Annotated in this window: 22 protein-coding genes and 1 tRNA gene; 12 read left to right on the plus strand and 11 right to left on the minus strand. The window is 66.5% G+C overall.

Translation table 11 applies throughout. From position 1 onward, the window contains the following. Window positions 1-22 precede the first annotated feature (22 nt). Complete coding sequence (locus IPG97_00510; protein MBK6855075.1) at window positions 23-1963, plus strand: acyltransferase; 1941 nt, start codon at window positions 23-25, stop codon at window positions 1961-1963. Between the two features lie 48 nt (window positions 1964-2011). Here IPG97_00510 and IPG97_00515 read toward each other — a convergent pair whose 3' ends face one another. The 3 genes from IPG97_00515 to IPG97_00525 all read right to left on the minus strand — a co-directional run bounded on the left by IPG97_00515 (window position 2012) and on the right by IPG97_00525 (window position 3566). Next, entirely contained in the window at window positions 2012-2632 is a 621-nt protein-coding gene (locus tag IPG97_00515) for an MBL fold metallo-hydrolase (protein ID MBK6855076.1), read from the minus strand. 248 nt (window positions 2633-2880) lie between these two features. Continuing rightward, window positions 2881-3285, minus strand: coding sequence for a type II toxin-antitoxin system VapC family toxin (locus IPG97_00520; protein MBK6855077.1), 405 nt, complete (start codon window positions 3283-3285; stop codon window positions 2881-2883). Next, window positions 3282-3566, minus strand: coding sequence for a type II toxin-antitoxin system prevent-host-death family antitoxin (locus tag IPG97_00525; GenBank protein ID MBK6855078.1), 285 nt, complete (start codon window positions 3564-3566; stop codon window positions 3282-3284). The genes IPG97_00520 and IPG97_00525 overlap by 4 nt, the downstream gene beginning before the upstream one ends. A 203-nt stretch (window positions 3567-3769) precedes the next feature. Between IPG97_00525 and IPG97_00530 the strand changes: the two genes are divergently transcribed. After that, window positions 3770-4885 carry an acyl-CoA/acyl-ACP dehydrogenase gene (locus tag IPG97_00530; GenBank protein ID MBK6855079.1) on the plus strand — a complete coding sequence of 372 codons (1116 nt, stop codon included), beginning with the start codon at window positions 3770-3772 and terminating at the stop codon, window positions 4883-4885. Between the two features lie 235 nt (window positions 4886-5120). Here IPG97_00530 and IPG97_00535 read toward each other — a convergent pair whose 3' ends face one another. Then, entirely contained in the window at window positions 5121-5780 is a 660-nt protein-coding gene (locus IPG97_00535) for a hypothetical protein (GenBank protein MBK6855080.1), read from the minus strand. A gap of 141 nt (window positions 5781-5921) precedes the next feature. Here IPG97_00535 and IPG97_00540 point away from each other — a divergent pair, with 141 nt between their 5' ends. The 3 genes from IPG97_00540 to IPG97_00550 are packed head-to-tail and all read left to right on the plus strand — an operon-like array spanning window position 5922 to window position 9845. Then, entirely contained in the window at window positions 5922-6926 is a 1005-nt protein-coding gene (locus IPG97_00540) for an adenosine kinase (GenBank protein ID MBK6855081.1), read from the plus strand. A 49-nt stretch (window positions 6927-6975) separates the two neighbouring features. Then, the gene (locus tag IPG97_00545) at window positions 6976-8079 is read left to right on the plus strand and encodes a polysaccharide deacetylase family protein (protein ID MBK6855082.1); all 1104 of its coding nucleotides are present in this window, start codon (window positions 6976-6978) and stop codon (window positions 8077-8079) included. Between the two features lie 17 nt (window positions 8080-8096). Continuing rightward, complete coding sequence (locus IPG97_00550; protein MBK6855083.1) at window positions 8097-9845, plus strand: phospho-sugar mutase; 1749 nt, start codon at window positions 8097-8099, stop codon at window positions 9843-9845. Window positions 9846-9916: 71 nt separating this feature from the next. On the opposite strand, the gene IPG97_00555 is transcribed toward IPG97_00550, so the two are convergent. Beyond that, the gene (locus IPG97_00555) at window positions 9917-10510 is read right to left on the minus strand and encodes a TIGR00730 family Rossman fold protein (protein MBK6855084.1); all 594 of its coding nucleotides are present in this window, start codon (window positions 10508-10510) and stop codon (window positions 9917-9919) included. A 108-nt stretch (window positions 10511-10618) separates the two neighbouring features. Between IPG97_00555 and IPG97_00560 the strand changes: the two genes are divergently transcribed. Both IPG97_00560 and IPG97_00565 read left to right on the plus strand, forming a co-directional pair. Beyond that, window positions 10619-11230, plus strand: a complete 612-nt coding sequence (locus IPG97_00560) for a TetR/AcrR family transcriptional regulator (GenBank protein ID MBK6855085.1) — start codon at window positions 10619-10621, stop codon at window positions 11228-11230. A 26-nt stretch (window positions 11231-11256) separates the two neighbouring features. After that, entirely contained in the window at window positions 11257-12000 is a 744-nt protein-coding gene (locus IPG97_00565; protein MBK6855086.1) for a hypothetical protein, read from the plus strand. Between the two features lie 101 nt (window positions 12001-12101). Here IPG97_00565 and IPG97_00570 read toward each other — a convergent pair whose 3' ends face one another. Further along, window positions 12102-12704 (minus strand): hypothetical protein, encoded by a 603-nt coding sequence (locus IPG97_00570; GenBank protein ID MBK6855087.1) that lies wholly within the window; start codon window positions 12702-12704, stop codon window positions 12102-12104. Between the two features lies 1 nt (window position 12705). Beyond that, on the minus strand, window positions 12706-13419 hold the full coding sequence (locus IPG97_00575; protein MBK6855088.1) for a glyoxalase: 714 nt from the start codon (window positions 13417-13419) through the stop codon (window positions 12706-12708). Between the two features lie 44 nt (window positions 13420-13463). On the opposite strand from IPG97_00575, the gene IPG97_00580 reads away from it, so the two are divergent. Next, window positions 13464-13537, plus strand: a tRNA-Pro gene (locus IPG97_00580). A gap of 163 nt (window positions 13538-13700) precedes the next feature. Here the strand turns inward: IPG97_00580 and IPG97_00585 are convergent. Genes IPG97_00585 through IPG97_00600 form a run of 4 tightly spaced genes read right to left on the minus strand, consistent with a single transcriptional unit; the run spans window position 13701 to window position 19380 of the window. Further along, window positions 13701-14915, minus strand: a complete 1215-nt coding sequence (locus IPG97_00585; protein MBK6855089.1) for an NADH:flavin oxidoreductase — start codon at window positions 14913-14915, stop codon at window positions 13701-13703. Window positions 14916-14931: 16 nt separating this feature from the next. Then, window positions 14932-17085: a methylmalonyl-CoA mutase gene (gene scpA, locus IPG97_00590; GenBank protein ID MBK6855090.1), complete on the minus strand. Its 2154-nt coding sequence runs from the start codon at window positions 17083-17085 to the stop codon at window positions 14932-14934. Between the two features lie 49 nt (window positions 17086-17134). Next, window positions 17135-18919 carry a hypothetical protein gene (locus IPG97_00595; protein MBK6855091.1) on the minus strand — a complete coding sequence of 595 codons (1785 nt, stop codon included), beginning with the start codon at window positions 18917-18919 and terminating at the stop codon, window positions 17135-17137. Window positions 18920-18966: 47 nt separating this feature from the next. Then, window positions 18967-19380 carry a hypothetical protein gene (locus IPG97_00600; GenBank protein ID MBK6855092.1) on the minus strand — a complete coding sequence of 138 codons (414 nt, stop codon included), beginning with the start codon at window positions 19378-19380 and terminating at the stop codon, window positions 18967-18969. Between the two features lie 115 nt (window positions 19381-19495). Here IPG97_00600 and IPG97_00605 point away from each other — a divergent pair, with 115 nt between their 5' ends. The 4 genes from IPG97_00605 to IPG97_00620 all read left to right on the plus strand — a co-directional run bounded on the left by IPG97_00605 (window position 19496) and on the right by IPG97_00620 (window position 24399). After that, the gene (locus IPG97_00605; protein ID MBK6855093.1) at window positions 19496-20293 is read left to right on the plus strand and encodes an HAD hydrolase family protein; all 798 of its coding nucleotides are present in this window, start codon (window positions 19496-19498) and stop codon (window positions 20291-20293) included. Between the two features lie 49 nt (window positions 20294-20342). Further along, window positions 20343-21704 (plus strand): FAD-dependent oxidoreductase, encoded by a 1362-nt coding sequence (locus IPG97_00610; protein ID MBK6855094.1) that lies wholly within the window; start codon window positions 20343-20345, stop codon window positions 21702-21704. An 89-nt stretch (window positions 21705-21793) separates the two neighbouring features. After that, window positions 21794-23038: a Coenzyme F420 hydrogenase/dehydrogenase, beta subunit C-terminal domain gene (locus IPG97_00615; GenBank protein ID MBK6855095.1), complete on the plus strand. Its 1245-nt coding sequence runs from the start codon at window positions 21794-21796 to the stop codon at window positions 23036-23038. A gap of 116 nt (window positions 23039-23154) precedes the next feature. Then, window positions 23155-24399 carry an acyl-CoA dehydrogenase family protein gene (locus IPG97_00620; GenBank protein MBK6855096.1) on the plus strand — a complete coding sequence of 415 codons (1245 nt, stop codon included), beginning with the start codon at window positions 23155-23157 and terminating at the stop codon, window positions 24397-24399. Window position 24400 lies beyond the last annotated feature (1 nt).

Raw genomic sequence — 24400 nt, forward strand, 5'->3', positions numbered from 1 at the left:
CGCAGAGGTTAGTGGCGGGCACGTGGGCCATCAGCCCGCACTCGACGGGATTCGCGGGCTGGCCGTGCTGGCGGTGCTGGTCCTGCATGCCGGCGCACCGTCCTGGCTCCCGGGTGGATTTCTCGGGGTGTCGCTGTTCTTCACCCTGTCGGGCCATCTGATCGCGTCGCTCGTCTTGGCCGAGGTGGAGCATCGGGGAGGCTTGGGACTGTCGGGTTTTTGGGCTCGTCGGGTTCGCCGACTCGTGCCGGCCCTGATCATCACCGTCATTGGCGTGGCCACCCTGAGCCGTCTCATGGAGTTGCCTGCATCCACCCGATCCGAACTACTGGGCGGTCTCGGATACGTGGCCAACTGGGTGCAGATCTCCGGTGGCGAGAGCTACGCCGCCCTTTTCGAGTCACCGTCTGCAGCCACCCACCTGTGGTCGTTGGCCATCGAGGAACAGTTCTACCTGGTGTTCCCGTTCGCGGCCTGGCTGGTGGCGCGCAGGAGTCGGTTCGGGCTGCGTTCGGGACTGGTGGTGGGCGGTTTGGTCGTCGCGGTGGTTGGGTCTCTTGCCGCCGCGGCGATCGAGGACCAGGTCTTCACCTACTACTCAACGCTGACCCGCGTCCCCGAGATCGCGGTGGGGGTGGCGGTTGCGGGGATCTGGCCGATGGGTCGGGCCCGGACCTGGTGGGACGAGAGGTTCGGTGGCGACCGAACCCATTCGCCAGTTGCCAAACGACACCCACCATGGCTTCCCGTCATCGTCGCGAACGTGGTCGGCATCGCGGCACTGGTGACGACGTTGGTGGCGTGGCGGACGACCGATCTCTCCACGGGCTGGGTGTACGGCGGAGGTCTGGTCGTCTTGGCCATCGTCTCGGTCGCCTTGGTGGTGGCTGCTGGTGCGCCCGGCTTGTTGTCCCGGGGTCTGTCGGTGGCGCCGCTGCGTGGCCTGGGAGCGATCAGCTACGGGCTGTACCTGTACCACTGGCCGGTGGTCGTGGTGGCGAGCCCACCCCGTGTAGATCTGAGGCCGGTGCCGTTGTTCGTGCTCCGGGCCGGCCTGTCGGTGGGGTTGGCGATGCTCTCGTTTCGTTTCGTGGAACAACCGATTCGCCATGCTCGGTGGGAACGGGGGGCCTCACCGGCCAAGGTGATCACGGTTGGGCTGGTCTCGTTGGCGCTGACGGGACTGGTTGTGATCGGTGTTGTCGACGGTGCCGGCACGCCGGAACCGGTCGTGCGGCCGGCCCCGGCGGTGGTCAGGCCTGGAACCCCGGATGCTGGTGATCTGGCCAACGGCGATGAGGTCTCACCGTCGGATGTACCAACGGTGGTGCTGCTCGGCGATTCGCTACCCAACTGGTTGATACGTGATGGTGGCTGGGCGCTCGACCCGGCCGAGGTGTCGTTGATCGATGGGACGAACGAGGGCTGTGACGGAGCCGAGGGTGCACCGGTGGGGCGGGCTGGCACCGGCGTGGTGGTGACCCTTCCCGACTCGTGCACTGGGTGGAGGTCCATGTACCCCCAGGTACTGGATGGTCGACCGGTGGACGTGGCGGTGCTGGCGATCGGCGCCGGTGCAGTTCTGGACCGTCAACTCGACGGTGAGTTCGTGGGGCCGTGTCAGGCCGAGGCCCAGGACTGGTATGGCACCGATGTGGTGCAACGTCTCGAGTTCCTGTCAGCGCGATCAGACCGGGTGGTGCTCTTGTTGCCGGTCTGGGGTGAGGAAGGCTCGGGGTGGGTCTACCCATCGGACCACCTGGCTCGCATGGACTGCGTACGGGCCACCATGTTGCGATCGGCGCGCTCGGTGCCGGGGGTGGATGTTCTCGACCTGGCCGAAGAGATATGCCCCGACGGCCCCGGAATGTGCCAGCCGGTTCGGAAAAACGACGGCGTTCACATCGATTCGGATTCTGCCGCCGAGGTCCTTGGATGGATCATCGACTTGGCCGTAGGTTGATCGAGGCTTTGCATCACCAGTGGTTCCACCGCTCGGCAGTGGCGGTAGCTACCAGCCCCGGTCCACCCATTCCTGGAGGTTGGGTGACTCGGCCCCGATCGTGGTCTGGTCTCCATGGCCGGGCAGCACGATCGTGTCGGCGGCGAGGGGAGAGAAGAGCCGGTCCTCGATCGAGCTGATGATGGTGGGGAAGTCACCACCCTCGAAGGTCGTGTTCCCGGGGCCGCCGGGGAAGAGGGTGTCGCCGCTGAACAGGATCGGAGCGCCGTCGAGCTTGAAGCACATGGACCCGGGGGTGTGGCCTGGAGTGTGGATGGTGTGGAGCCGGAGATGCCCGACCTCGATCACCTCGTCGTGGGTCAGCACTTCGTCGTAGCTCGGCAACATTGCGGCGTCTTGTGCCGTCACGTGGACCGAATAGCCGGCGTCTCGCAGTTCGGGGACGGCCTGGATGTGGTCCCAGTGTCCGTGGGTTTCCAACACCTTCCGAACGCCGAGGGTTCGGCACAGTTCGAGCAGCCGTTCGTGTTCGTTGGCGGCGTCGAGCAAGACGGCATCGCCGGTGGCACGGCACCTCAACACGTACACGTTGTTGTCCATCGGCCCGACCACGACCTTGTGTACGTCGGCGGTGGAGTCGCTCCAGATCAGTGTGCCCATGGTCGTCATTCTGCCCAATCGACCAGAGGTCGGGACGCGGCGACGTCCCGGCCGGGGGGGGAGGGATGGCCGGGACGTCACCAGACGGGCAAGCGTCCCCTAGAGGCCCCCTGCCACGAGCTGAAAGCGCGTGACGCGCTGTGCGTTCACCCTACTCACATCGTGCGGTAGCCGGGAATTCACCAACCCCGGCTGTGACCGATTCCACTGAAGACCCAAGCGGATAGGTCGGGTCGTCGCTTCGCTGCCATTACCGCTCAGGTGGAGGCAACGTCGAACCCGAGGGCAATGGCAACAGGAATCTGGCGGGGATCGAAGGTCACGAATGTGACAGGGCGCGGCAGCCGGTCGGCCGCTGCCAGGTGGAGGGCGTCGACGGTCCGCAGCGGCTGCTCGCGGCACAGCTCGGCGGCGCGATCGAGGCACCGTTGATCGACTGGAACCGAGTGGATCCGTTCCCAGTCGTCGCGCAGGGCTCGGCGCACCCGGTCGCTGTCGGTGGCCACGTCGCACACCCGATCGACCAGGCCAAGCGCTTCGGCCCGGGCCAGGGCTGACGCGCACCAGTCTCCGTCGGAGGTCATGGCCTCGATGACCACGCTTCGGTGGGGTCCGGACAGGTACCGGCCCAAGAGTGCTGAGGTGTCGAGTGCCAGGGTCATGCGCCCCGCACCTCCCGGAGGGCACGATCGAGACGCCCGCCGGTCCAGGCATCGATTCGCACATCGGGGTCGGCGGGACGGTCTCCCCGGCGGGCCAGGTCGATAAGGCCTCGGGCGGCAAGGTCGTCGAGCGTGACTTGAGCCTGCAGGGCTTCGACGGGCCCGAGTTGGGCTACCGCTCGTCCGCCGATGGAGATGACGATCCGCTCACCGGCGCCGGCTCGTCTGACCATCGATGTGAGCTGGGTGCGAAGTTGGCGAATACCGGTGGCCTCGGTCATCCGTGCAGGTTAGGCCAGCGGTCAGCTTGGTGTACGCGTGTGTACCTCGTGAGGGCGGCATCGCCGCCGCGAACGGTGGCAAGGTTCACCTGTCCCCGTGAGCTTCCGCGGACAGACCGTGCCCGAACTATCGAGGCCCGGGACCTGTCGGGGCGGCTCATCGGGCCGGAAACCCCAACCGCTGACCCGCCTCGGAGGCAACAGTGAACTTCGCTTTCAACGAAGAGCAGGAAGAGCTCCGCAAGACCGTCCGCCAGTTCCTCGAGGCCAAGTCGCCTGAGACCGCGGTGCGCGAACACATGGACACCGAGTCCGGTTTCGACCCCGCGGTGTGGCAGCAGATGGGTGAACAACTCGGCCTCCAGGGCCTGGTGATCCCCGAGGAGTTCGGAGGGTCGGGATACGGCTACATCGAATTGGTGGTGGTGCTCGAGGAGATGGGTCGCGCCTTGTTGTGCGCCCCGTTCTTCTCGTCGGTGGTCCTGGCCGCCAACACCTTGCTTCACTCCGGTGACGACTCGGCCAAGGCCGACTACCTCCCGGGCATCGCTTCAGGTGAGACCATCGCCACCCTGGCCTTCACCGAGGAGAACGGCCGCTGGGATGAGGATGGCATCACCGCCACAGCCACCGGGTCTGGAGACTCCTGGACCATCGACGGCACCAAGATGTACGTGCTCGACGGGCACACCGCGTCGTTGCTATTGGTGGCGGCTCGCACCGCGGCGGGCGTGAGCCTGTTCGCCGTCGACGCGCAGGCCGCCGGCGTGGAGCGCACCCCGCTGGCCACCATGGACCAGACCCGCAAGCAGGCAAAGGTCACGTTCTCGTCCACTCCGGCCCGCCTCGTCGGGACCGACGGTGACGGTTGGACCGTCTTGGCTCGGGTGTTGGACCTCGCAGCGGTAGCGCTGGCTGCAGAGCAGGTGGGCGGCGCCCAGTTCTGCCTGGAGATGGCGGTCCAGTACGCCAAGGATCGCGTCCAGTTCGGTCGTCCCATCGGATCGTTCCAGGCCATCAAGCACAAGTGCGCCGACATGCTCCTCGAGGTGGAGTCGGCCAAATCGGCTGCTTACTACGCCGGATGGTGCGCGTCGGAGCTCAACGAGGAACTGCCGTCGGTAGCCTCGCTGGCCAAGGCGTACTGCTCGGAGTCCTATTTCCACGCCGCGGCCGAGAACATCCAGATCCACGGTGGAATTGGCTTCACCTGGGAGCACCCGGCCCACCTCTACTTCAAGCGGGCCAAGTCTTCAGAGCTGCTGTTCGGCGATCCGACCTACCACCGTGAGCTGCTGGCCCAGCGCATCGGAATCTGAGAATAGTCCAAGGTGAGATGCCTCGACCCAGCGGTGTCGGGGCATCTCACCTCATCCAACCCGGCCAGCTAGGCATGACCTGTTCGGACGAACTGGAGCTTGGAAGAGATGTAGGACCCCTAGGAGGTGCGCCGATAGGCGGACCGACCCATAAGCACGGCATGGCTAAACCGAGGCGAAGCCTCGGTCCGGTCAACCTGGTAGCGACGACGACCGGACCTATCCGCTAAGACCCTTAGGCCAGGTAGATGCCTTCGACGCCGGTGATGAGGCTCACACCGCGCACGACCACGACCTCGATCCGGTAGAGCCCGCCTTGGGCGAACGCTTCATCGATGCTGCCGGGCACGGTGTCGGGGCTACCTCCCACCAGGATCCAAACCTGGCCCTCGGGGATGACGGGAAGCAGGACAGGCGTCTCGTCGAGGTTGCGCAGGTAGTAGTCGGTGTCCAACGAGGTGGCGCCTGGCTCGGCATCACCGGCCGCGATGGCGGCATCGATCGCTTCCTGCCCGGTGAGCAAGTCGACGTCATCGAAGCCCACCACCTGGACAGCCTGGCCCTCCACGCTCCCCGAGGTCACGGACCGGAAGAACCCGGTGTAGGAGCCTTCGGCCAGTGATCCGAACCCCGAGGTCGTACCCCCCGAGCCGGCGGTGGTGGTGGGCTCGGCCGTGCTCGATCCTCCCGAGGTCTCGGTGGTCGAGCTTTCCGGGTCGGACTTGTCCGAGGAGGTAGACGGGGCGTCGCCAGTGGTGGTCGTTGACTCGGCGGCGGTGGTCGAAGTGGCCTTCTTGTCCCCGTCGGCCCCACAGGCCACGACCGAGGTCACCAGGGCGACCGAGAGCGCAGAGGCGACGAGCCTCCGCCGGGTGATGGTCAGAATCGTCGACATGACCGCACAGTACGGGACCTTCCGGTGGTGCCGCCCACATTTGGGAGGCGAGCCGACCCAGAAGCACGGAATAGATAAGCCGAGCGGCAAAGTCGGCTGCTTGGCCGGCGCTGGCTCCCCGTCCCGTAGGGTTTTGTCCCTGTGACCAAACACGAGCCTTCCTCCCCAGCCCGCTTCGACGTCGTAGGTATCGGCAATGCCTTGGTGGACGTGTTGAGCAGCGAGGCAGACCAGTTCCTCACCGACCACGGTCTGGTCAAGGGGTCGATGATGCTCATCGACACCGACACCGCCGAGACCCTCTATTCCGCCATGGGCGACAAGACCGAGATGTCGGGAGGGTCGGCAGCCAACACCTTGTCGGGTGTGGCCAGCTTCGGTGGGCGTGCCGCCTACATCGGTCGGGTTCGAGACGATGAGTTGGGGTCGTCGTTCGCGCATGACCTGCGAGCGTTGGGCGTGCACTTCTCGGACCACAAGGCTGCAACTGGCGATCCGACGGGCCGTTGCATGATCGTGGTGACACCCGACGCTCAAAGGACAATGAGCACCTACCTAGGGGCATCGTCGGCGTTGAGCCTCGACGACCTCGAGCTGGACCTGGTCACAGACGCCCATGTGACCTTCCTCGAGGGGTACCTGTTCGACCAGCCCGAAGCCAAGGAGGCGTTCCGGGCCGCGGCCGCTGCGGCCCATGCCGCGGGGCGCCAAGTGGCGCTGACGCTGTCGGACAGCTTCTGCGTCGATCGTCACCGAGACGACTTCCTCGATCTGGTGGCTGGCGGGGTCGACATCCTCTTCGCCAACGCCGACGAGATCACCCGGCTGTACGGGGTCGACGACTTCGATGCCGCGGTGGCCGCCGTCCGCGGGGCCTGTGACATCGCGTGTGTCACGAGGAGCGAGGCCGGTTCGGTCATCGTCACCGCCGACGAAGCGATCACGGTTGCGGCCGAGCCGGTGACCGAGCTGGTCGACACGACCGGAGCCGGAGATCTCTACGCCGCGGGCTTCCTGTACGGGTATACCCAAGGGCTTCCGCTGGCCAAGTGCGGTCGGCTCGGATCGGTGGCCGCCGCCGCGGTGATCGGGCACCTCGGGCCTCGCCCCGGTCTGTCGTTGGCCCAGCTGCTGCCCCGGGACTGACATGGGTGGCGTCACCGCCGACTCGCGTGGCCGGTCGAAGGCATTCGTCGTGGTGCTTCCGGTACTGCTCCTGGCGTTGGGTCTGGTGGTGGCCTACAAGGTCAACGCCGTGCCCGACGACGTGGTGGTGACAGTCGTGACCCCGTCGGCAGGCGCGGGCGGCCGCGAGGTCACATTGCCCGCGGGCTCGACGGTGAACGACGCCCTGACGGCGGCCATGGTCGAGCCGGTGGACGGCCGACTGTTGTCGGCTGGGACTGGTCGGGTGCTCGACCCGGACCTGGACCCGGCCCGGATCACCCTCGACGGGAGGCCAGTAGGCCGGGCATCGGCACTGATGGCCGATACCTCGACCGTGAAGGTCGTCAACGGCAGAGACGAGACCGAGAAGACTCGGACCGTAGAGGAGGAGGTGGCCGCCCCGCCCGGCCCTGACGTGCTTCGCCTGGTGGAGGAGCGAGGTGCTCCGGGTCGTGTTCGTCGCGTGGTCGGGGTTACCAGCGGCGAGGAGGTGTCGGTCGAGACAGTGGTGGCGGCCCGGGCTCCGGCACCCACCACCCAAAAGGTGGTGGCCCTCACCTTCGACGACGGACCGTCGGCCAAGTGGACTCCCTACGTCTTGGAGATCCTCCGCAGCCGGGGGGTGCTGGCCACGTTCTGCATGGTCGGCTCAGCGGTGAACAATGCCCCGGCGGTCGCCGCTCAGGTGGCGGCGGCCGGTCATCAGATGTGCAACCACAGCATGAGTCACGACCTCGAGATGACCAAGGGGGACCAAGCTCGAATGGACTACGAGCTCGGTGGGGGACGCTCGGCTATGGAGGCCGCCGGCCTCCCCGCGCCGGCCTTCTTCCGTCCGCCCGGGGGATTCATGTCCGATCCGCTCATCGCCGCGGCACGAGCCCAAGGGGAGCGGATCTTGATGTGGAAGGTCGACACCAAGGACTGGCAGCGGTCGGCCACCGTGGAGAGCGTTCTGGCCAACATGCGTCAGCAAGTCGTACCCGGGGCGATCATCCTGCTCCACGATGCTGGCGGAGAGAACCGCTTCACCAGCCTGGCAGTGCTCGCCGGCCTGATCGACGAGCTGAAGGCCCAGGGATATGGGTTCACCTTCCCGGTGATCGATCCATCGCCGACGGGTGCACCGTGACCTGGCTCTCGGACGAGGTGGGCGACCTCGACGAGGCGGTGAGGGATTGGTTGGCCGATGATCCCGACCCCGAGACCCGCCAGGAGCTTTCGGACCTGTTGGACGGCGACGACCGAGCGGAGCTGGCCGACCGCTTCTCTGGATTGCTCGGTTTCGGGACCGCGGGATTGCGGGGCCCGATGGGAGCTGGTCCGAACCGGATGAACATGGCCGTGGTCATCCGTGCTGCTTCGGCCGTGGCCGACTGGGTCCACGGGGGCGAGAGCCATGAAGGGAAGCTGAGCAATGGTGGCGGGTCTGCTGGCTTGCCGGCGGTGGTGGTCGGGTTCGATGCCCGGCACCGTTCCCGGGACTTCGCGGAAACCACCGCTGAGGTGCTGGCCGCCGCTGGTGTGCGAGCCATGATCCTGCCCGGCCCGACGCCCACGCCGGTGGTCTCCTTCGCGGTGCCCCACCTGGGAGCTCAAGCTGGGATCATGGTGACGGCCAGTCACAACCCTCGGTCCGACAACGGCTACAAGCTCTATGGCGCCGACGGCCGACAGATCGTCGCCCCCACCGACTCGGTCATCTCCGCTCTGATGGCGGCGGTGGCGTCGGCCTCGGCGGTGCCGAGGACCGGACCCGATGATCCCGACATCGTGCGCCTCGACGGATCCGTCATCGATGCCTATCTACGGGCCGCGGTCGGCGTGCTCGATCCGGGTAGTTCTCGCGGTGTGAACGTCGTCCACACCGCATTGCACGGTGTGGTGGCGGGGACGTTCCGCCGAGCCGTCGAATGCGGCGGGTTCGCGGCGGTCACCGAAGTGGCCGAACAGACCGACCCAGATCCTGACTTTCCTTCGGTTGCCTTTCCCAACCCCGAAGAACCCGGGGCGCTCGACTTGGGGCTGGCCTTGGCTGCGGCCCGCGGTGCCGACATGTTGTTGGCCCATGACCCCGACGGGGACCGTCTGGGGGTCGCGGTACCAGATCCGGGCCGCGGGCACGCTGGCGACCAGGCGTCTTGGAGGGTTCTCCGTGGCGACGAGATCGGGGTACTGCTGGCCTCTCACCTGATCTCCAAGGGCTGGATGCACGGACCAACGGGTCCGGCCGTTCTGGTCAGCACCGTCGTGTCGTCTTCGATGCTGGCCGACATGGCGATGGCAGCGGAGATCCCTCACGTCGTGTCCCTCACCGGCTTCAAGTGGATCAGCAGGGCCCCCGGCCCCGGCCGCGTGCTCGGCTTCGGCTACAAGGAGGCGCTCGGCTACTGCGTGGGGGGAGTTGCTCCCGACAAGGACGGGATAACCGCGGCACTGGTACTGATGGAGATGGTCGCCGACCTGAAGGCGACGGAGCGAACGGTTCTCGACGTCCTCGACGACCTAGCTGTGGCCCACGGCGTTCACCGCACCGACCAGTGGGTGTGTCGCCTGGGTGGCCTCGGTGCCCGTGAACGTCTCGGCGGGGTGATGGCCGAGCTGAGGTCCACGCCCCCGACGGCCATCGGGCCGCACCGCGTTGTCGACGTCGATGACCTGGGGGATGGTGATCTGGCTCGAGGTTTGGAGCCGGCCGACGTGTTGACCTTCCACCTGGAAGCGGGGCGAGTGGTGGTGCGTCCCAGCGGTACAGAACCGAAGCTCAAGTGCTACGTCGAGGTGGTCGAGCCGGTGGCGGGCGCCGGCGACCTGGCTGCGGCAACAGCACGTGCTGACGCGTCGACAGAATCGCTTGTCACCGCGGTGGCCGAACTCATCGGGTCGATGTCTGCCTGAGCCCCGAGCCGATTGGGTTCTCCATCGCTCATGGGCAGTCGATTCACCATCGTGTGGGGATTGGGCCGGCCTCAGCGATCCTCGGGTCCCAGTGCCTTGGAGATCGTGGTCGGCTCCCAGCGGTGGAGATCGTCGAGCAAGTCGTCGGGATCGGTGGCCGACAGGAACTGGGTCCGATGCCGGCTGTGGATGAATCCGGCGGTCACGACTGCGTCGAGGAACGTCAGCAGGGGCCGGTAGAAGTCGTTCACGTCCAACACGCCTACCGGCTTGGCATGGATGCCGAGCTGCGTCCACGTGAAGGCCTCCATGACCTCCTCCAACGTGCCGAAGCCGCCGGGCAGGGCGATGAAGGCCTGCGACCGGTCGGCCATGGCCAGCTTGCGAGCGTGCATCGACTCGACGACGTGGAGCTCGGACAGGCCGTGGTGGGCGAGTTCCCGGTCGGCCAGGTCCTTCGGGATGACCCCGATCACACGGCCGCCGGCGTCCATGGCGGCGTCTGCCACTGCTCCCATCAAGCCGACCCGACCACCTCCGGTCACGACCTCGATGCCACGGAGGGCCAAGACCCGCCCGAGGCGGGTGGCGGCATCCTCGAAGGCGGGGTCGTGCCCAGGGTTGGATCCCGCGAACACGCACACACTGGCCAGGGGTACTCGCATCGACCCGAGGGTAACCGGGCTGCCCCTTGGTCGGCTGCGGTCGGTCACCCGGAGTGCCGTCGGTATTCTTCAAGGGTGTCAGCACCAACGACCCCGCCCCCGTCCGGCATCGGTGCCGAGCCAGTACCCGGCGACGACCCGCTTGGACAGCGGTTGTTGGCGGCCGCGGCCGCCGAGTTCGCGGCCCGGGGCTACAGCGGAGCACGGGTGGCCGAGATCGCTCGCCGGGCCGGGGTAACCACCGGGGCGATCTACTCTCGATACCGGGGCAAGGCTGATCTGCTCGCCGCGGCACTCGAAGACGCCACCGGCGATGAGTTCGATGCCCTGTTCGCCGACCACCGGTTTCAGGGGCGGATGGAAGACATCCTCCTGGTGGCGGGAAGTCACCTGGTGGATCGCGACCAGGCCGAGGGCGAGGAATCCCTCCAGGGGATGCTGCTGGAGTCGTTCACCGCGTCCCGTCACGAACCAGAGGTACACGCCATCATGCGGACGGGCATGGCCCAGCGCAGTCGCCGGTTGGCAGAGGTGGTCGATGCCGCCAAGGCCGAGGGCGGTATCGACCCGGCGCTGGACACCGATGCCATCGTGACGTTCTGCCACGCCGTCGGCCTCGGTTTTCTGCTGCTCGAGGTGACCGATTCACCGCTGCCGGCCGGACCCGCGTGGGAGGAGCTCATCGTCCGCATGGTCTCTGCTGTGGCCCCCCGCCCATGACCGGTCCCGAGGACCGGCCTGGGTTCATGAGGGCAGCAGGTCCCGAACCGTCCCACTGGTGGGGTCGGCGGACGCCGTCGTTCATGGTGCTGGCTGTGCTGCTCTTGGTGGTCGGCGTGGCAACGGTGGCTCTCACCCGACGCGCGGTGGAGGTGCTGCCCGAGGTCGGTCGCGACCAGCTGGGCGATGACAACTGGGCCGATCCGCTCGGCGTCCACCTCGCCGGAGGGTTGCACGTCGCTCGCGTACCAGACTGCGCTGCGGGCGCTTTCACCCGAATGGTGTTGTGGGACCCCGAGAGCCAGCCGTACTGGGAGGTGGAGGGTCCGGCCACGCCGCTCACCTCGTTCCTGGTCGGGGTGGCCCCCGAGGGGTTCCGCACCGTAACCGAGTTCCGTGATCCGCCGCGGGGAGCCCTGTTGCGTCTGGTGGCGTTTCGCCGAGATGGCGGCCCAGTTGGTATCCGCTACCGGGCCACCGACCTGCGTCCTAACCGTGTCGTTAGCGGCAACCCGCTCACCCGCTTCACCATCGAGGGGTTCCAGACCGCGGAGGTGTGCGAGGACTTCGAGCCCGACTCCACCTCCACCACGGTCCCCGAGGACTGGATCAGTACCGGGGCGGGGTCGTCGGTTCCGGGTCTGGAAGCGGGCTCAGGTGAGGGGGCGAACTTCCACCACCATCGACGACGTCACCGGACCGGGGTAACGACCAGGCGGGCCAACCCGATGAAACGACTAGCTGGGCCTTTTCCACCTGGTCCCTCGTAGTGAGGGCCGAGACCGTCTTCGATCGTTCGCCTGACGGGGCGACGGTGGCGATGGCCCCTGGGGACGGGGCCTTTGGGGTCGAGGTATTCGCCGCCGCTGGGTCAGGGTTGGGCATCGTCGGGGGGTAGGAACTCGAAGGTCAGGTCTCCGAGCCGTACCAGCGTTGACGCGATCCAACCGCCCATAGAACTGAAGTACTCGTCCAACTTCGATCCGTCGGCCAGCACGATCTCGTCCAGGTCGTAGGACCCTTCATAGGAGACCTCGATCGCGTACTCGGCGTCGTCCAGGTCGCCATCGAAGATGGTTTCGAGGGTGGGACCCGAGCGGTAGAGGACCTCACCGCCGATGGGGCTCGACTCCTCGGGCAAGACGGCCAGGACCCGTTGAGGGTCCGGGGATGCCGCAAGTCGCTGAACGCGAAACACGATCTCGATCTCGATGCGGGGCGGGTCATCGAGGGTCTCGCCGATGTACCAGGATCGATACGCGGTCTGAGCCCAGGTCGGCCAGTCGAGGGTTATGTCGGCCCGGGTCCGGGGCGGGCTGCCCTCCCCAGGTAGGGCGTAGGACGTTTCCCATGTGAGGTCCCCGAGCAGGACATCGGCCTGGAACCGTTCCTCGAAGGCCTGACGTTCAAGGAGGGCGCTCTCGACGGTGTCTCGCAACGCTCCGATCGCGTCGGTGAAAACGTGGTCGAGCACGTCAGCCTCGAGAATCCATGAGGGCGACGGCGACGGTCATTCCGTAGGTCTTGTGGCGGATGGTGGCGATGCGCCGCCCAGGTTGCACGGCGGGTTTGATGGCACCCAGGCCGTCGCCGAGCAGGTCAGACACCAAGTCCAAGTCGTCGACGTCGAGAGCCATTCCGAACCACTGTGCCGGCCCTTGGGCCTTGCCTGGGTCAGGGTTGTCGATGTTGCCCGACACGACCTCGACCACCGATGGACCGATGCGAAGGAAGGCTTGGCGCATCGGCGCCCCATATGACTCGGTGTCTCGGATTCGTCGGACCCCGAGGCCGCGGTCGACGAACGCGGCGGTGGTGCGGTCCAGGTCGGGGGTGATGATCACCACGTGGTCGATGCCGAGGGCGCCGTTGGGGTGGGGTGTCACCGCTTCGTCGGACCCTGATCGAGATGACGAGGGGATGCACGCCTCGAACTCGGTGACGATCCCATCGATCAGTCCAGGCCCGGCTGGAGCGTCGAGTCCGCCCACGGTCCAGCCCTGGATGCCTCCGATGTCGGACCGCTCGCCCCCTCCGGTGAGGACGATGGCGGTGTCACCCAGGTGGATGGCGCCGCGGGCTCCGGGGTGTGCAGACACGGAGAAGCCGGCGGCCTCCCAAGCTGATGGCTGATCGGCGACGGTGAGTGAAATGAGTCGTGCTCGGTCCCCGAGATCGTCAGCGGTCATGGGGCGAACAGTACCGGCTGTGCCAGCGGGTAGCGTTGGTCGAACTGGCCGTAGCGCAGCTTGGAAGCGCACCGCGTTTGGGTCGCGGGGGTCGTGGGTTCAAATCCCACCGGCCAGACACGGTGATGTCGCCGACATCACGGGGCCGGACCTGCAACAGCGGGTTCGGCCCCACCAAACTCCCTATTCGCTCGCTTGCTATGGGACCCCGAGAGCGATGGTTCCCCAGCGACATCTGCGCTGGCGGTGGGGACGATCGCGTCCCGTTTGTGTTTGGAGCGCTACCGGGCGGGTGCGATCGATGGATGCGAGTCGACCAGGACGCAGCGGGTGCCGGTGTAGATGGTGGGCATGCACTTGTTGCAGTGCACGCAGATTCCGGCGCTCTGGTGGTTGCGTTCGAAGCGGTTGACCAGGTCGGGTTCGCGCAGCAGGGCGCGTGCCATGGCGACGAACTCGAAACCCTCGTCGGCCACGGCCGAGTTGATGGTGGACAGCTCGTTGATCCCGCCCAGGAGGATCAAGGGGATGTCCAGCTCACGTCGGAACTGACGGGCGAAGGGGAGGAAGAACGCCTCCTCGAACGGCAGCTTCGGGAAGATCCGACGGCCGTAGGCTCGAACGCCTAGGCCGATGAGCGGTCCTTGGGCCTCGGCGAATTCACGCAGCGGGACGTCACCGCGGAAGTAGTACATCCCGTTGAGCAGCGAGCTGCCTCCGGTCAGTTGGATGGCGTCGAGCGTGCCGTCGGATTCGAAGAGCTTGGCGAACTGGAGGCTCTCGCTGAGCCAGAGCCCGCGCTCCACGCCGTCGGCCATGTTGAGCTTGGCGATGACGGCGATGCGCCCGTCGGCGACCTTTCGGACTGCCTCGAGAACGCGGCGCGGGAATCGAGCCCGGTTCTCGATGCTTCCGCCGAACTCATCTCGACGGTGGTTGAGATTGGGGCTGAGGAAGGAGCTGAGCAGGTAGTTGTGCCCGATGTGAACCTCCACCGCGTCGAACCCGGCTTCGATGGCGACGGTGGTGGCCGCGGTGAAGTCGGACACCACCTGGTCCAGATCCTCACGGGTGGCCGCTCGGATGACGCCGGTGGCCGGGGCACTGAACCGGGTGGATGGGGCCAGGCTCGGGTTCCGTCGGTTGTGGGCCTGGGCCACCAGGCCGGCGTGACCGAGCTGGGCGCTGATCTTGGCCCCTTCGGCCTGCACCGCTGCGGTGAGGCGGGTGAGGTCACCGACCATGTTGGGGGTCATAACCATGGTGTCCCGGCTGACCCTGCCCCCCTTGGAGACGGCGCAGTACGCCACCGTCGACAGCGCCGCACCGCCGCGAGCGACACGGACGTGGAAATCGATCAGCTCCGGGGTGACCTGGCCTCGGGGCATGACCCCTTCGAAGGTGGCCGCCTTGATCACCCGGTTCCGCAAAGTGAGCGGCCCGAGGCGCGCCGCCTCGAACGGAACCGGGGTGGGCTTGGCGTCACTCGGGCTCATGGTTGGCTCGTACCTTTCAGTCGAGAAGATCCAGGACCTGGGTGGCAGCGTCGACGATGTTGGTACCGGGCGGGAAGATGGCGGCTACCCCGGCATCCCGAAGGTGGTCGAAATCCTGAGGCGGGATCACCCCACCCACGACCACCTTGATGTCTCCAGCACCACGAGCCTCCAACTCTTCGATGAGCTGCGGGACCAGGGTCTTGTGGCCGGCGGCCTGGCTGGACACGCCGATCACGTGGACGTCGTTGTCCACTGCGTCGGCGGCGGCCTCGGCTGGGGTCTGGAACAGCACTCCCACGTCCACGTCGAAGCCGAGGTCGGCGAACCCGGTGGCGATCACCTTGGCCCCACGGTCGTGGCCGTCCTGGCCCATCTTCACCACCAGCATCCGGGGCCGGCGGCCCTGGGCCTCGGCGAAGGCGTCGATGCGGGCCTGGATGGCGGCGAAGCGCTCGTCGCCCTCGTAGGCGTGACCGTAGAAACCTTGGATCGTTCGAACCTCCGCGGCATGGCGACCGAAGACCGCTTCCATGGCGTCGCTCATCTCGCCCACGGTGGCTCGGGCTCGGGCGGCGTCGATGCACAGGGCCAGCAGGTTGCCGTCGGACCGTGCCCCTTCGGTGAGGGCTTCCAGTGCGGCGGTCACGGCAGCGTCATCACGTTCGGCACGGATTCGTTCCAGCTTGGCGACCTGCTGGGCCAGCACGGCGGCGTTGTCGATGTCGAGCACGTCGACGGCTTCAGGGTTGTCGAGCTTGTACTTGTTCACACCGACCACGACCTCTTCGCCTCGGTCGATGCGGGCCTGGCGACGGGCAGCGGACTCTTCGATACGGAGCTTGGGCATGCCCGACTCCACCGCGTTGGTCATTCCCCCCAGTTCCTCCACCTCTTCGATCAGCGCCCATGCCGAATCGACCAGGTTCTGGGTGAGGGCTTCGACGTAGTACGAGCCACCCAGCGGGTCGATGACGTGGGGAACCCCGGTCTCCTCTTGGATCACGAGCTGGGTGTTGCGGGCGATGCGGGCCGAGAAGTCGGTGGGAAGGCCGAGCGCTTCGTCGAAGGCGTTCGTGTGCAGCGACTGAGTTCCGCCCAGCACCGCCGCCAACGCTTCGATAGTGGTACGGATCACGTTGTTGTACGGGTCGAGTGCGGTGAGCGATACCCCCGACGTCTGGCAGTGCGTGCGCAGCATGAGCGACTTGGGGTCCTTGGGTTCGAACTGGCTCATGACCCGGTGCCAGAGGATGCGAGCGGCTCGCAGCTTGGCGACCTCCATGAAGAAGTCCATGCCGATGGCGAAGAAGAAGCTCAACCGGCCCGCGAACTTGTCGACGTCGAGGCCTCGGGCCAGCGCCGAGCGCACGTACTCCAACCCGTCGGCGATGGTGAAGGCCAACTCCTGTTCGGCCGTGGCCCCCGCTTCTTGCATGTGGTAGCCCGAGATCGAGATCGAGTTCCACTTGGGCATGTGGTCCGACGTGTACTCGATGATGTCGGCCACGATCCGCATGCTCGGCTCGGGCGGATAGATGTAGGTGTTGCGGACCATGAACTCCTTGAGGATGTCGTTCTGGATGGTCCCGGCCAGCTTGTCCTGGGTGACGCCCTGTTCTTCGGCGGCGACGACGAAGGACGCCAGCACCGGCAAAACGGCGCCGTTCATGGTCATCGACACCGACATCTGGTCCAGCGGGATGCCGTCGAAGAGGATCTTCATGTCCTCGACCGAGTCGATGGCCACCCCGGCCTTGCCCACATCGCCCACCACCCGAGGGTGATCGGAGTCGTAGCCCCGGTGGGTGGCCAGATCGAAGGCCACCGACACGCCCTGCTGGCCAGCGGCCAGGTTGCGACGGTAGAAGGCGTTGGATTCCTCGGCGGTGGAGAACCCGGCGTACTGGCGGATGGTCCAGGGTCGGTTTGCGTACATGGTGGCCCGAACCCCACGGGTGAACGGGGCCAGGCCCGGCAAGGTGTCGGTGTCGAGGTCCTGCACGTCGGCGGCGGTGTACAACGCCTTGACGTCGATGCCCTCTGGCCTGGTGCGGGTGAGGGTCTCGGGGTCGCGGCCCTTGAGATCCTTGGCCGCCAAGGCCTTCCAGGTGTCCAGGCCGGGGGTTTCTGAGGCATCGGTCACGATCGCGAGCCTACGGGGCCACATCGGATAGACCCCAATGGGACCAGGCTCCTCTACCGGCGTGGAGAACTGTTCAGCAGCCTTCGAGGTAGAGCGCTACCAACGCCTGGAGCTCTCGGGGTTGGCCGTCCACCCACCCGTGGAACTCGTCCAGATCTTCGCCTGACGGGGTGAGGTTGATCAGGTCAGTGACGCTCTTGATTGAGGTTCCCGTCGATGGGGGAGCGGTTGGGTCTGTACCGCCGATGAACCAGTTCAGTTGCTTGGAGAGGTTCTCGTCTGAGGCGATGACGACCCAGACCTGGCGGCGCAGGGTCTCGCGTTCGAGTCGGGTTCGTTCCTCGCGATCGCCGGCCTCGGGCACGGTGGATTCCTGCCACTCGTCGAGAGCCATTTTGAGGCCGGCACCGACCAGAGTGCCAACCACGGGGTTCGCGCCCTTGGTGAGTGCGCCGGTCACCGGGTTTACCACCAGGCCTAGGAGGCTGAACGTCGCCACCGACCCAGGCCCGGGCCGATCGCTGGCGGCCGCAGCCACCTCTAGGGCATCGGCCAGCTTGTCGAAATCGTCCATGGCTGTGATCTGTTCGTGGGATGGGCTGTGAAGGGTGGCCCGGATCCGTTGCAGGCTGTGGGTCTCCAAGGCCAACAGAGTGGTGAGCCATGGCTTCTCGTATTGGGCGATCGCCTCGAATACCCGGCCGGGGTTGCCGCCGCGAACCTGGTCGACCCGGGCCGTGAACAACGCGAGGTCCTCGGCCATGAAGTCGGCCAGGAGTTGGGCCAACGGCTCGGTGACCTCGGTGGCGCCGTGTTTGACCACCCAGTCATAGACGCCACGGAGGATCTCGGTCCTTGGTAGCGGTGTCGAGCTTCCGGGCTGGAGCGCCGGATTCTCGAGGAGGTCTCGGATGATGGTGACTGCGGCTGGCTGGGCGGCGGTGCCGTTGTCGAGCAGCCATCGGACCCGCTTGGCCACGGTTGCGCCGGTGCGGTCGTCGGTGAGGAGGAAATCTGCCGAGCCCGGGGTCAGGCTCAAGGCGTTGAGGAAGGCAACGTCGGGATCGGAGGTGCGTCCCGGACCGGTGAGGAACCGGTAGGAGCTGGACACATCGGCGTCGGTTATGGCCGACACCAACAGCAGAGGAGTGAGCACCATGGCCAGGTAGGCCAGGCCGGAACGGACGCCGGAGGCGCCGGCGAGTGCCCGCAGCACGTTTCGGCCGATCGGTTCCTTCAGGAGCTTGTTGATCATGTCCACCTCCAGGTGAGCTTCGGGTATCGGTTGGTCGAGGGTGCGGGTGGCCGTGGCCCAGGCGTCGGCCAGTTGGCGGAACGGGCCGATCTCGACCTCCCAGGGCGACGTGTCGGCGGCCAAGGTCTCCACGTAGGTGGCGAGTCGTTCTGGCCCCAGCTCGTTGAACAGGGCGGCCAGGTAGACGGGGTCGGTGCTGAGGGATCCCTGGGAGGTGATGAACTCGACCGCAGCTGCCGGTCCACCCCGGGATGCGGCCAGGATGGCCTTGTGGGCATCGACACGTCCCCGTGCCGCTGCCGCCCTGGTCGGACGGGTGAGGGCTGAGTCGAGGGTGCCGTAGTGCGCGGAGATCACCTCACTGAGGTGCTGATCGGTGGTGACCGATAGGCGCTCGGTCGCTGGTTTGGAGTCGGCCAGCCGGAACGCTTCGGCGATGCGTTCGAGATGACGGGCCAGGTCGTGGATGGATGTCTCAGCCGATCTGGTGAGGCGGTGGGCGCTGATCGAAACATGTCGGTCTGGGCAGGCGTCCTGGAATGCGGCCGATGCCACGCTGACGGCATGGGCGGCGTCTTCGAGGTGGCTCCCGGCTGCTGTCACGCCCGCGGACGCCCGAGTTAGCAGGTCTGGTCGTGCGGAGCTGATGGTCATGGGACGGTCACGGCCTCGGTTGTGGTGGCCTCCGCTTGTGCCGCCTCGGCTGCGGCCGTGACCTGTGCGGCCTCGGCGGCTGCGGCGTCAACGCGGCGTTGCTGTTCGGCCACGGCCCAACTGCGGGCCTGCTCGACCTCTTGACGGTCGTCCTCGGCGCGCCGGGCCGCCAGGGTGATGCGTTCTTGGAGCTCGGCGGCTCGAGAGTCGAACCACTGTCGGCTGTAGCCAGCCCAGTCACGGCGGGCCAGGTCTGCGTTTGCTTCGGTGCGGCGCCGAAAGCGGTCCAGCTCATCGGCGAGGACCGCGAGAGCGGCCGACAACGCGGCCGCGGCCCCGTCATCGAAGCGAACCGGTTCGATGAGCGGAACCGCCACGGCGGTCGGGGTGACGGGATTCTGGGGCAGCATTTACGGCACCTCCATGGCGAATATTGGAAAGTCATGAAATAGCATGAAATGTGATAGTCGCGCAAGGGTGGGAAGATTGGAGCGACACCGGCTTCACCCGTAGCGTGAGCCAGCCATGGTCAAACTCATCTGCCTCGACGTCGACGGCACCCTGGTCGGGTCCAAGGGCGTCCCGTCATCCGCGGTCTGGTCGGCCGCAGATCGGGCAAGACGGCGGGGTCAACGCCTCACCCTGTGTACGGCCCGTTTGGCCGCAGGCCCGACGCGTGAGTGGGCCGAACGACTAGACCCCTCCGGGTGGCACGTATTCCACACCGGGGCCGCCCTGTGGCAACCGTCGACCGGTGAGGTCGACCTCACGCCGCTTCCAGCCGATTCCCTTGCCGCCGCAATGTCGATCGCCGCGGCCAGGGGATGGGTGCTGGAGGCCTACACCTGGGACGACTATGCGGTGGACGATGACCGACCGTTGGCCCGATCTCACGCGAACCTCCTAGACCTTCCGTTCCGGAGACGCCCGATCTCCAGCCTCGACGGCGACGTCGTTCGAGCCCAGTTCGTGGTCCCACTCGACGCCGCTGACGATGCCGTGGCCAGCGCACCGGAGGGAACCGTCGGCTCGGCGGCCACCTCCCCGGCAATGCCCGGAGCAGCTTTCGTCTCGTTGACCCGTCACGACGTCTCCAAGGCATCAGGAGTGTCCAAAGTGGCCGCCCACGTCGGGGTCGACCTCGCCGACTCGATGATGGTGGGAGACGGGCACAACGACATCCCCGCCATCCAAGCCGTGGGCTGGGGCGTCGCCATGGGAAACGCCGCTCCGGCCGTGCTCGACGCGGCCCGAATTGTGGCCGGTCACGTCGATTCCGATGGCGCCGCCGACATCATCGACCGTTCCGCCGACCTCGGCTGAACACCCCCCCGGACAAGGCCCTCTCCTGACATCACTAGCCTGAGCGGACATGGCCCATCGCTTCGTCGTCATCGGGGGCGGACCTGCCGGAAACCAGGCCGCTACCACCGCCGCCCGCCTCGGTGCCGAGGTCACCCTCATCGAACGGGACGTGGTCGGCGGCGCCGCCCACCTGTGGGACTGCATCCCCTCCAAGGCCATGATCGCCACGGGCGACGCCATGACGCTGCTGCGCCAGGCCGAGGGAATGGGCCTGCGGGGGGTGGACGCCCACCTCGATTTCGACGCCCTGCGTACCCGCATCGCCGGTATCGAGTCCCGCCTTGAAGGGTCCGTCACCGGTCTGCTCGCCAGTCAGGGAGTGCGGTTGTTGCAGGGCTCGGGCCGTATGGTCGGACTCAACGAGGTGGAGGTCACCGGACTCGACGGTGTGGTGCAGGTGATCCCCGCTGACACTGTTGTCCTGTCCACCGGAAGCCGGCCCCGAATCCCAGACTGGGCCCCGATCGACGGTGAACGGGTGCTGACCACTCGCCACGCCTATCCACCGCCCACCCTGCCCGACCATCTGGTGGTGGTCGGTTCAGGTGTGACCGGGGTGGAGTTCGTTCACATGTTCTCGGCATTCGGTTGCGACGTCACCCTCATCGTGAGCCGCCAGCAAGTGCTGCCCCAGAAGGACCCCGAGGTTGCAGCCGTGCTGGAGGACGACTTCTTGGGTCGTGGTGTGAAGCTGTTCAAGGGGGCCAGAGCAGAGGGCATCGACGTGACCGATGAGGGTGTGGCCGTTCGTTGCGACGACGGCCGCGTCGCCCGTGGATCCCACGTGCTCTTGTGCATCGGGTCGATCCCCAACTCCGAGACCCTCGGCCTGGAGGAGATCGGCGTCGAGCTAGACGGCGGCTACGTCAAGGTCGATCACAACTGCAAGTCGTCGGTGCCCCACATCTACGCTGCCGGTGACCTGTCGGGGAAGCTGCCGCTGTCTTCGGTCGCCTCCATCCAGGGTCGCAAGATCGCCGAACACGCCCTCGGCCTGCACGCCGGGCCCCACCGTCACCTCGATTACGAGAAGGCGGCATCGGCAATCTTCACCGACCCCGAGATCGCCGATGTCGGCCTGGCTGAGGCCGATGCCTTTGCCGAAGGCCGCAAGGTGCGAGTCACCAAGGTTCCGTTCTCGGCTTCGGCCAAGGCCCTGATCAACAACGATCCCAGGGGTTTCGTGAAGATCGTCTCGGACCCTGCCACCGGCGTCGTACTGGGCGGTTCGATCGTGGGTCGTCACGCCGCCGAGCTCATCTCGGTGATCGCCGTTGCGGTGACCGCGGGGCTGAAGGTGATCGATCTGGCCGAGAGCATCCTGGTGCATCCGGCCCTGTCCGAAGCCCTCACCGAGGCAGCCGAGTAAGCAGCCGTGGTCGGCTGTCCCGCGGTGACCATGGGGAGTGGGGGCCGTAACGAGCGCTTCGGGCAGAGATGCTCGTACCATGTTCGGCCATGACGGTCACCGAACCTCAGCTCGACTCCGCTGCCGCCCCAGCCGAGGCTCCGGTCCCGCCCGTCACCGGACCGCTGGAGCGCGAACAGGGACGTTGGACCCACCAGTGGGCCGAGCTTTTCGCCGAGGTGATCGACGCAGGTTTGTGCACCGGCTGTTCGGCCTGTGTCATCTCTTGCCCGCACGACGTCATCGGATACCACCACAAGGAGGGCGGCTACCGACCGTTCCACGTCGAGGACGAGTTGGGGCCCACCGACTGTGTCCACGGTCAGAAGGGCTGTACGTCCTGTACCAGGGCGTGTCCCCGCTTCCGGGACTGGGAACCCACCGCAGAAGAGCACCTTTTCGCCCGGGCCCGCGAGCGCGATGAGATCTGGGGCATAGCCGAACAGGTGCTGTTGGTTCGTGCCGCCGACGACGAGGTGCACGATCGGGGGCAGGACGGCGGCTTGGTCTCCGCGATCCTCATCTGGCTGCTGGAAGAGGGCTACATAGACGGGGCGCTGGTCAGCCAGATCGAAGGCGACGGCTCTTCATGGCGGGCCAAGCCGGGGGTGGCCACCACTCCTGAGGAGGTCCTCGACGCGGCCGGGAGTCGGTACACCTACTCTGCGAACTGGCTCGCCTACGACGAGGCCCGTGAGAGAGGGCTAGAGAAGTTGGCTCTGGTGGGCATGGGTTGCCAGACCTCGGCCGCTCCGGTGATGTGGAGTCGCAAGATCGGCAAGGTGGGCAAGCCGATCCAGGTGACTCTCGGACTGCTGTGCTCGAAGACCTTCGACGACCGGATCTTCGAGGAGCTGTTCGAGGCGAAGTACGGCATTGCTCGAGCCGACATCAAGAAGGTCAACATCAAGGGCGTCTTCCAGATCTGGACCCACGATGGCGCGTACCACGAGATCCCGCTCAAGGAATGCCATGCATGGACCCGGGAGGGTTGTACGCACTGCCCGGACTTCGCCGCCGAGCACGCCGACATCTCCACTGGAGGAATCGGCCAGTTCTCCGACTGGACACTCACCGTGGTTCGGACCGAGTTGGGCAAGGCCATCATGGACCGTATGGCTGCGGCGGGACGGATCATCACCCGCCCGGCCGAGGAGGACGATCCGGGCGCCATTTCCTTGATGGCCCGGCTGTCGCGCAACAGCCGCAACCGATGGCCCGAGACCGCCATCGGCTTCCCCCGCGTCATGACCGCCCCCCACCCAAGAAGAAGCCCACCACCGCCTAGTGCCTAGCGATGGCGTGCCACCGACATGGGCGACGGCACCGTCCAGGTGATGGTGGCCCACACCGCGGAGGGGTGCCCGGAGTGCGGTTGGCGCGATCTTGACCGGCGGGTCAAGATAGCGGAATGGACCTGAGCTACCCCGCCGAAGCCGAAGAGTTCCGTATCGAGATCCGGGCCTGGTTGGAGGAAAACCTGCCGGCAGGCTGGTTCGACGAGGGCTTCGAGATGTCGCCCGACGACAAGAAGAAGTTCAACGAGGAGTGGCCGTCCAAGCTCTTCGCCGGTGGGTGGATATGCGCGTCGTGGCCCACCGAGTACGGCGGCAAAGGACTCTCCACCATGCAGAACGTGGTGTTGGCCGAGGAGTTCGCTCGGGCCAAGGCCCCGATGCGCGCCGACTTCTTCGGTGACACCCTCGTTGGGCCGACCATCCTCCAGCACGGCACCGAGGAGCAGAAGAAGTACTTCCTACCCAAGATCATGAAGGGCGAGATGGCCTGGTGTCAGGGCTTCTCCGAGCCCGACTCCGGTTCGGACCTCGCATCGCTGAAGACCACGGCCGTGCTCGACGGTGACGAATGGGTGATCAACGGCCAGAAGGTGTGGACCACCCAGGCCCAGTTCGCCGACTACTGCTTCGTGCTGGCTCGCACCGACCCGAACGTGAAGAAGCAGGCCGGGATCTCCTACCTGTTGGTGCCGATGAAACAGGACGGCATCGAGGTGCGGGGCATCGTCCAGCCCGACGGCACCGCCGAGTTCAACGAGGTGTTCTTCACCAACGCCCGTTGCCCCAAGGAGAACGTGGTCGGCGGCGTCAACGGCGGTTGGACCGTGGCCAACTCGACGCTCAGCCACGAGCGGGGAATGTCGGCCACCACCGGCTACCGCCGCTTCGAACAGGAGTACCTGTTGATGGTGGCCGAGGCCAAGCGCAACGGCTCGATCGAGGATCCAGTGATCCGCCAAGGCCTGGCCCGCTACTACACCAAGATCCAGATCCTGCGCATCAACGGCCTGCGGTCGCTCACCCAGACCCTCAACAAGACCAAGGACATGGGCGTGGTCGCTCTGGGCCTCACCAACAAGATGTTCTGGTCCGAGATGCACCGTGACGCCATGGAGTTGGCCCTCGACATCTTCGGGGCCGCATCGATGTTGGTGTCCACGGGCCCCGAGTCCGGCAATTGGCCGGCGGCGATGCGAGCCAAGGGCCGCGACACCTACAAGCCGAGTCCGATGATGTCGTCGTTCTTCTTCTCCCGCTCCGAGACCATCTGGGGCGGTACCGCCGAGATCCAGCGCAACATCGTCGGCGAGAAGTTCCTCGGCCTCCCCCGCGAACCCAAAGCACCCGGAGAGAAGTAGC

Source organism: Microthrixaceae bacterium (genome assembly GCA_016702505.1).
In the GTDB taxonomy this organism is placed as follows: Bacteria; Actinomycetota; Acidimicrobiia; order Acidimicrobiales; family Iamiaceae; genus Aquihabitans.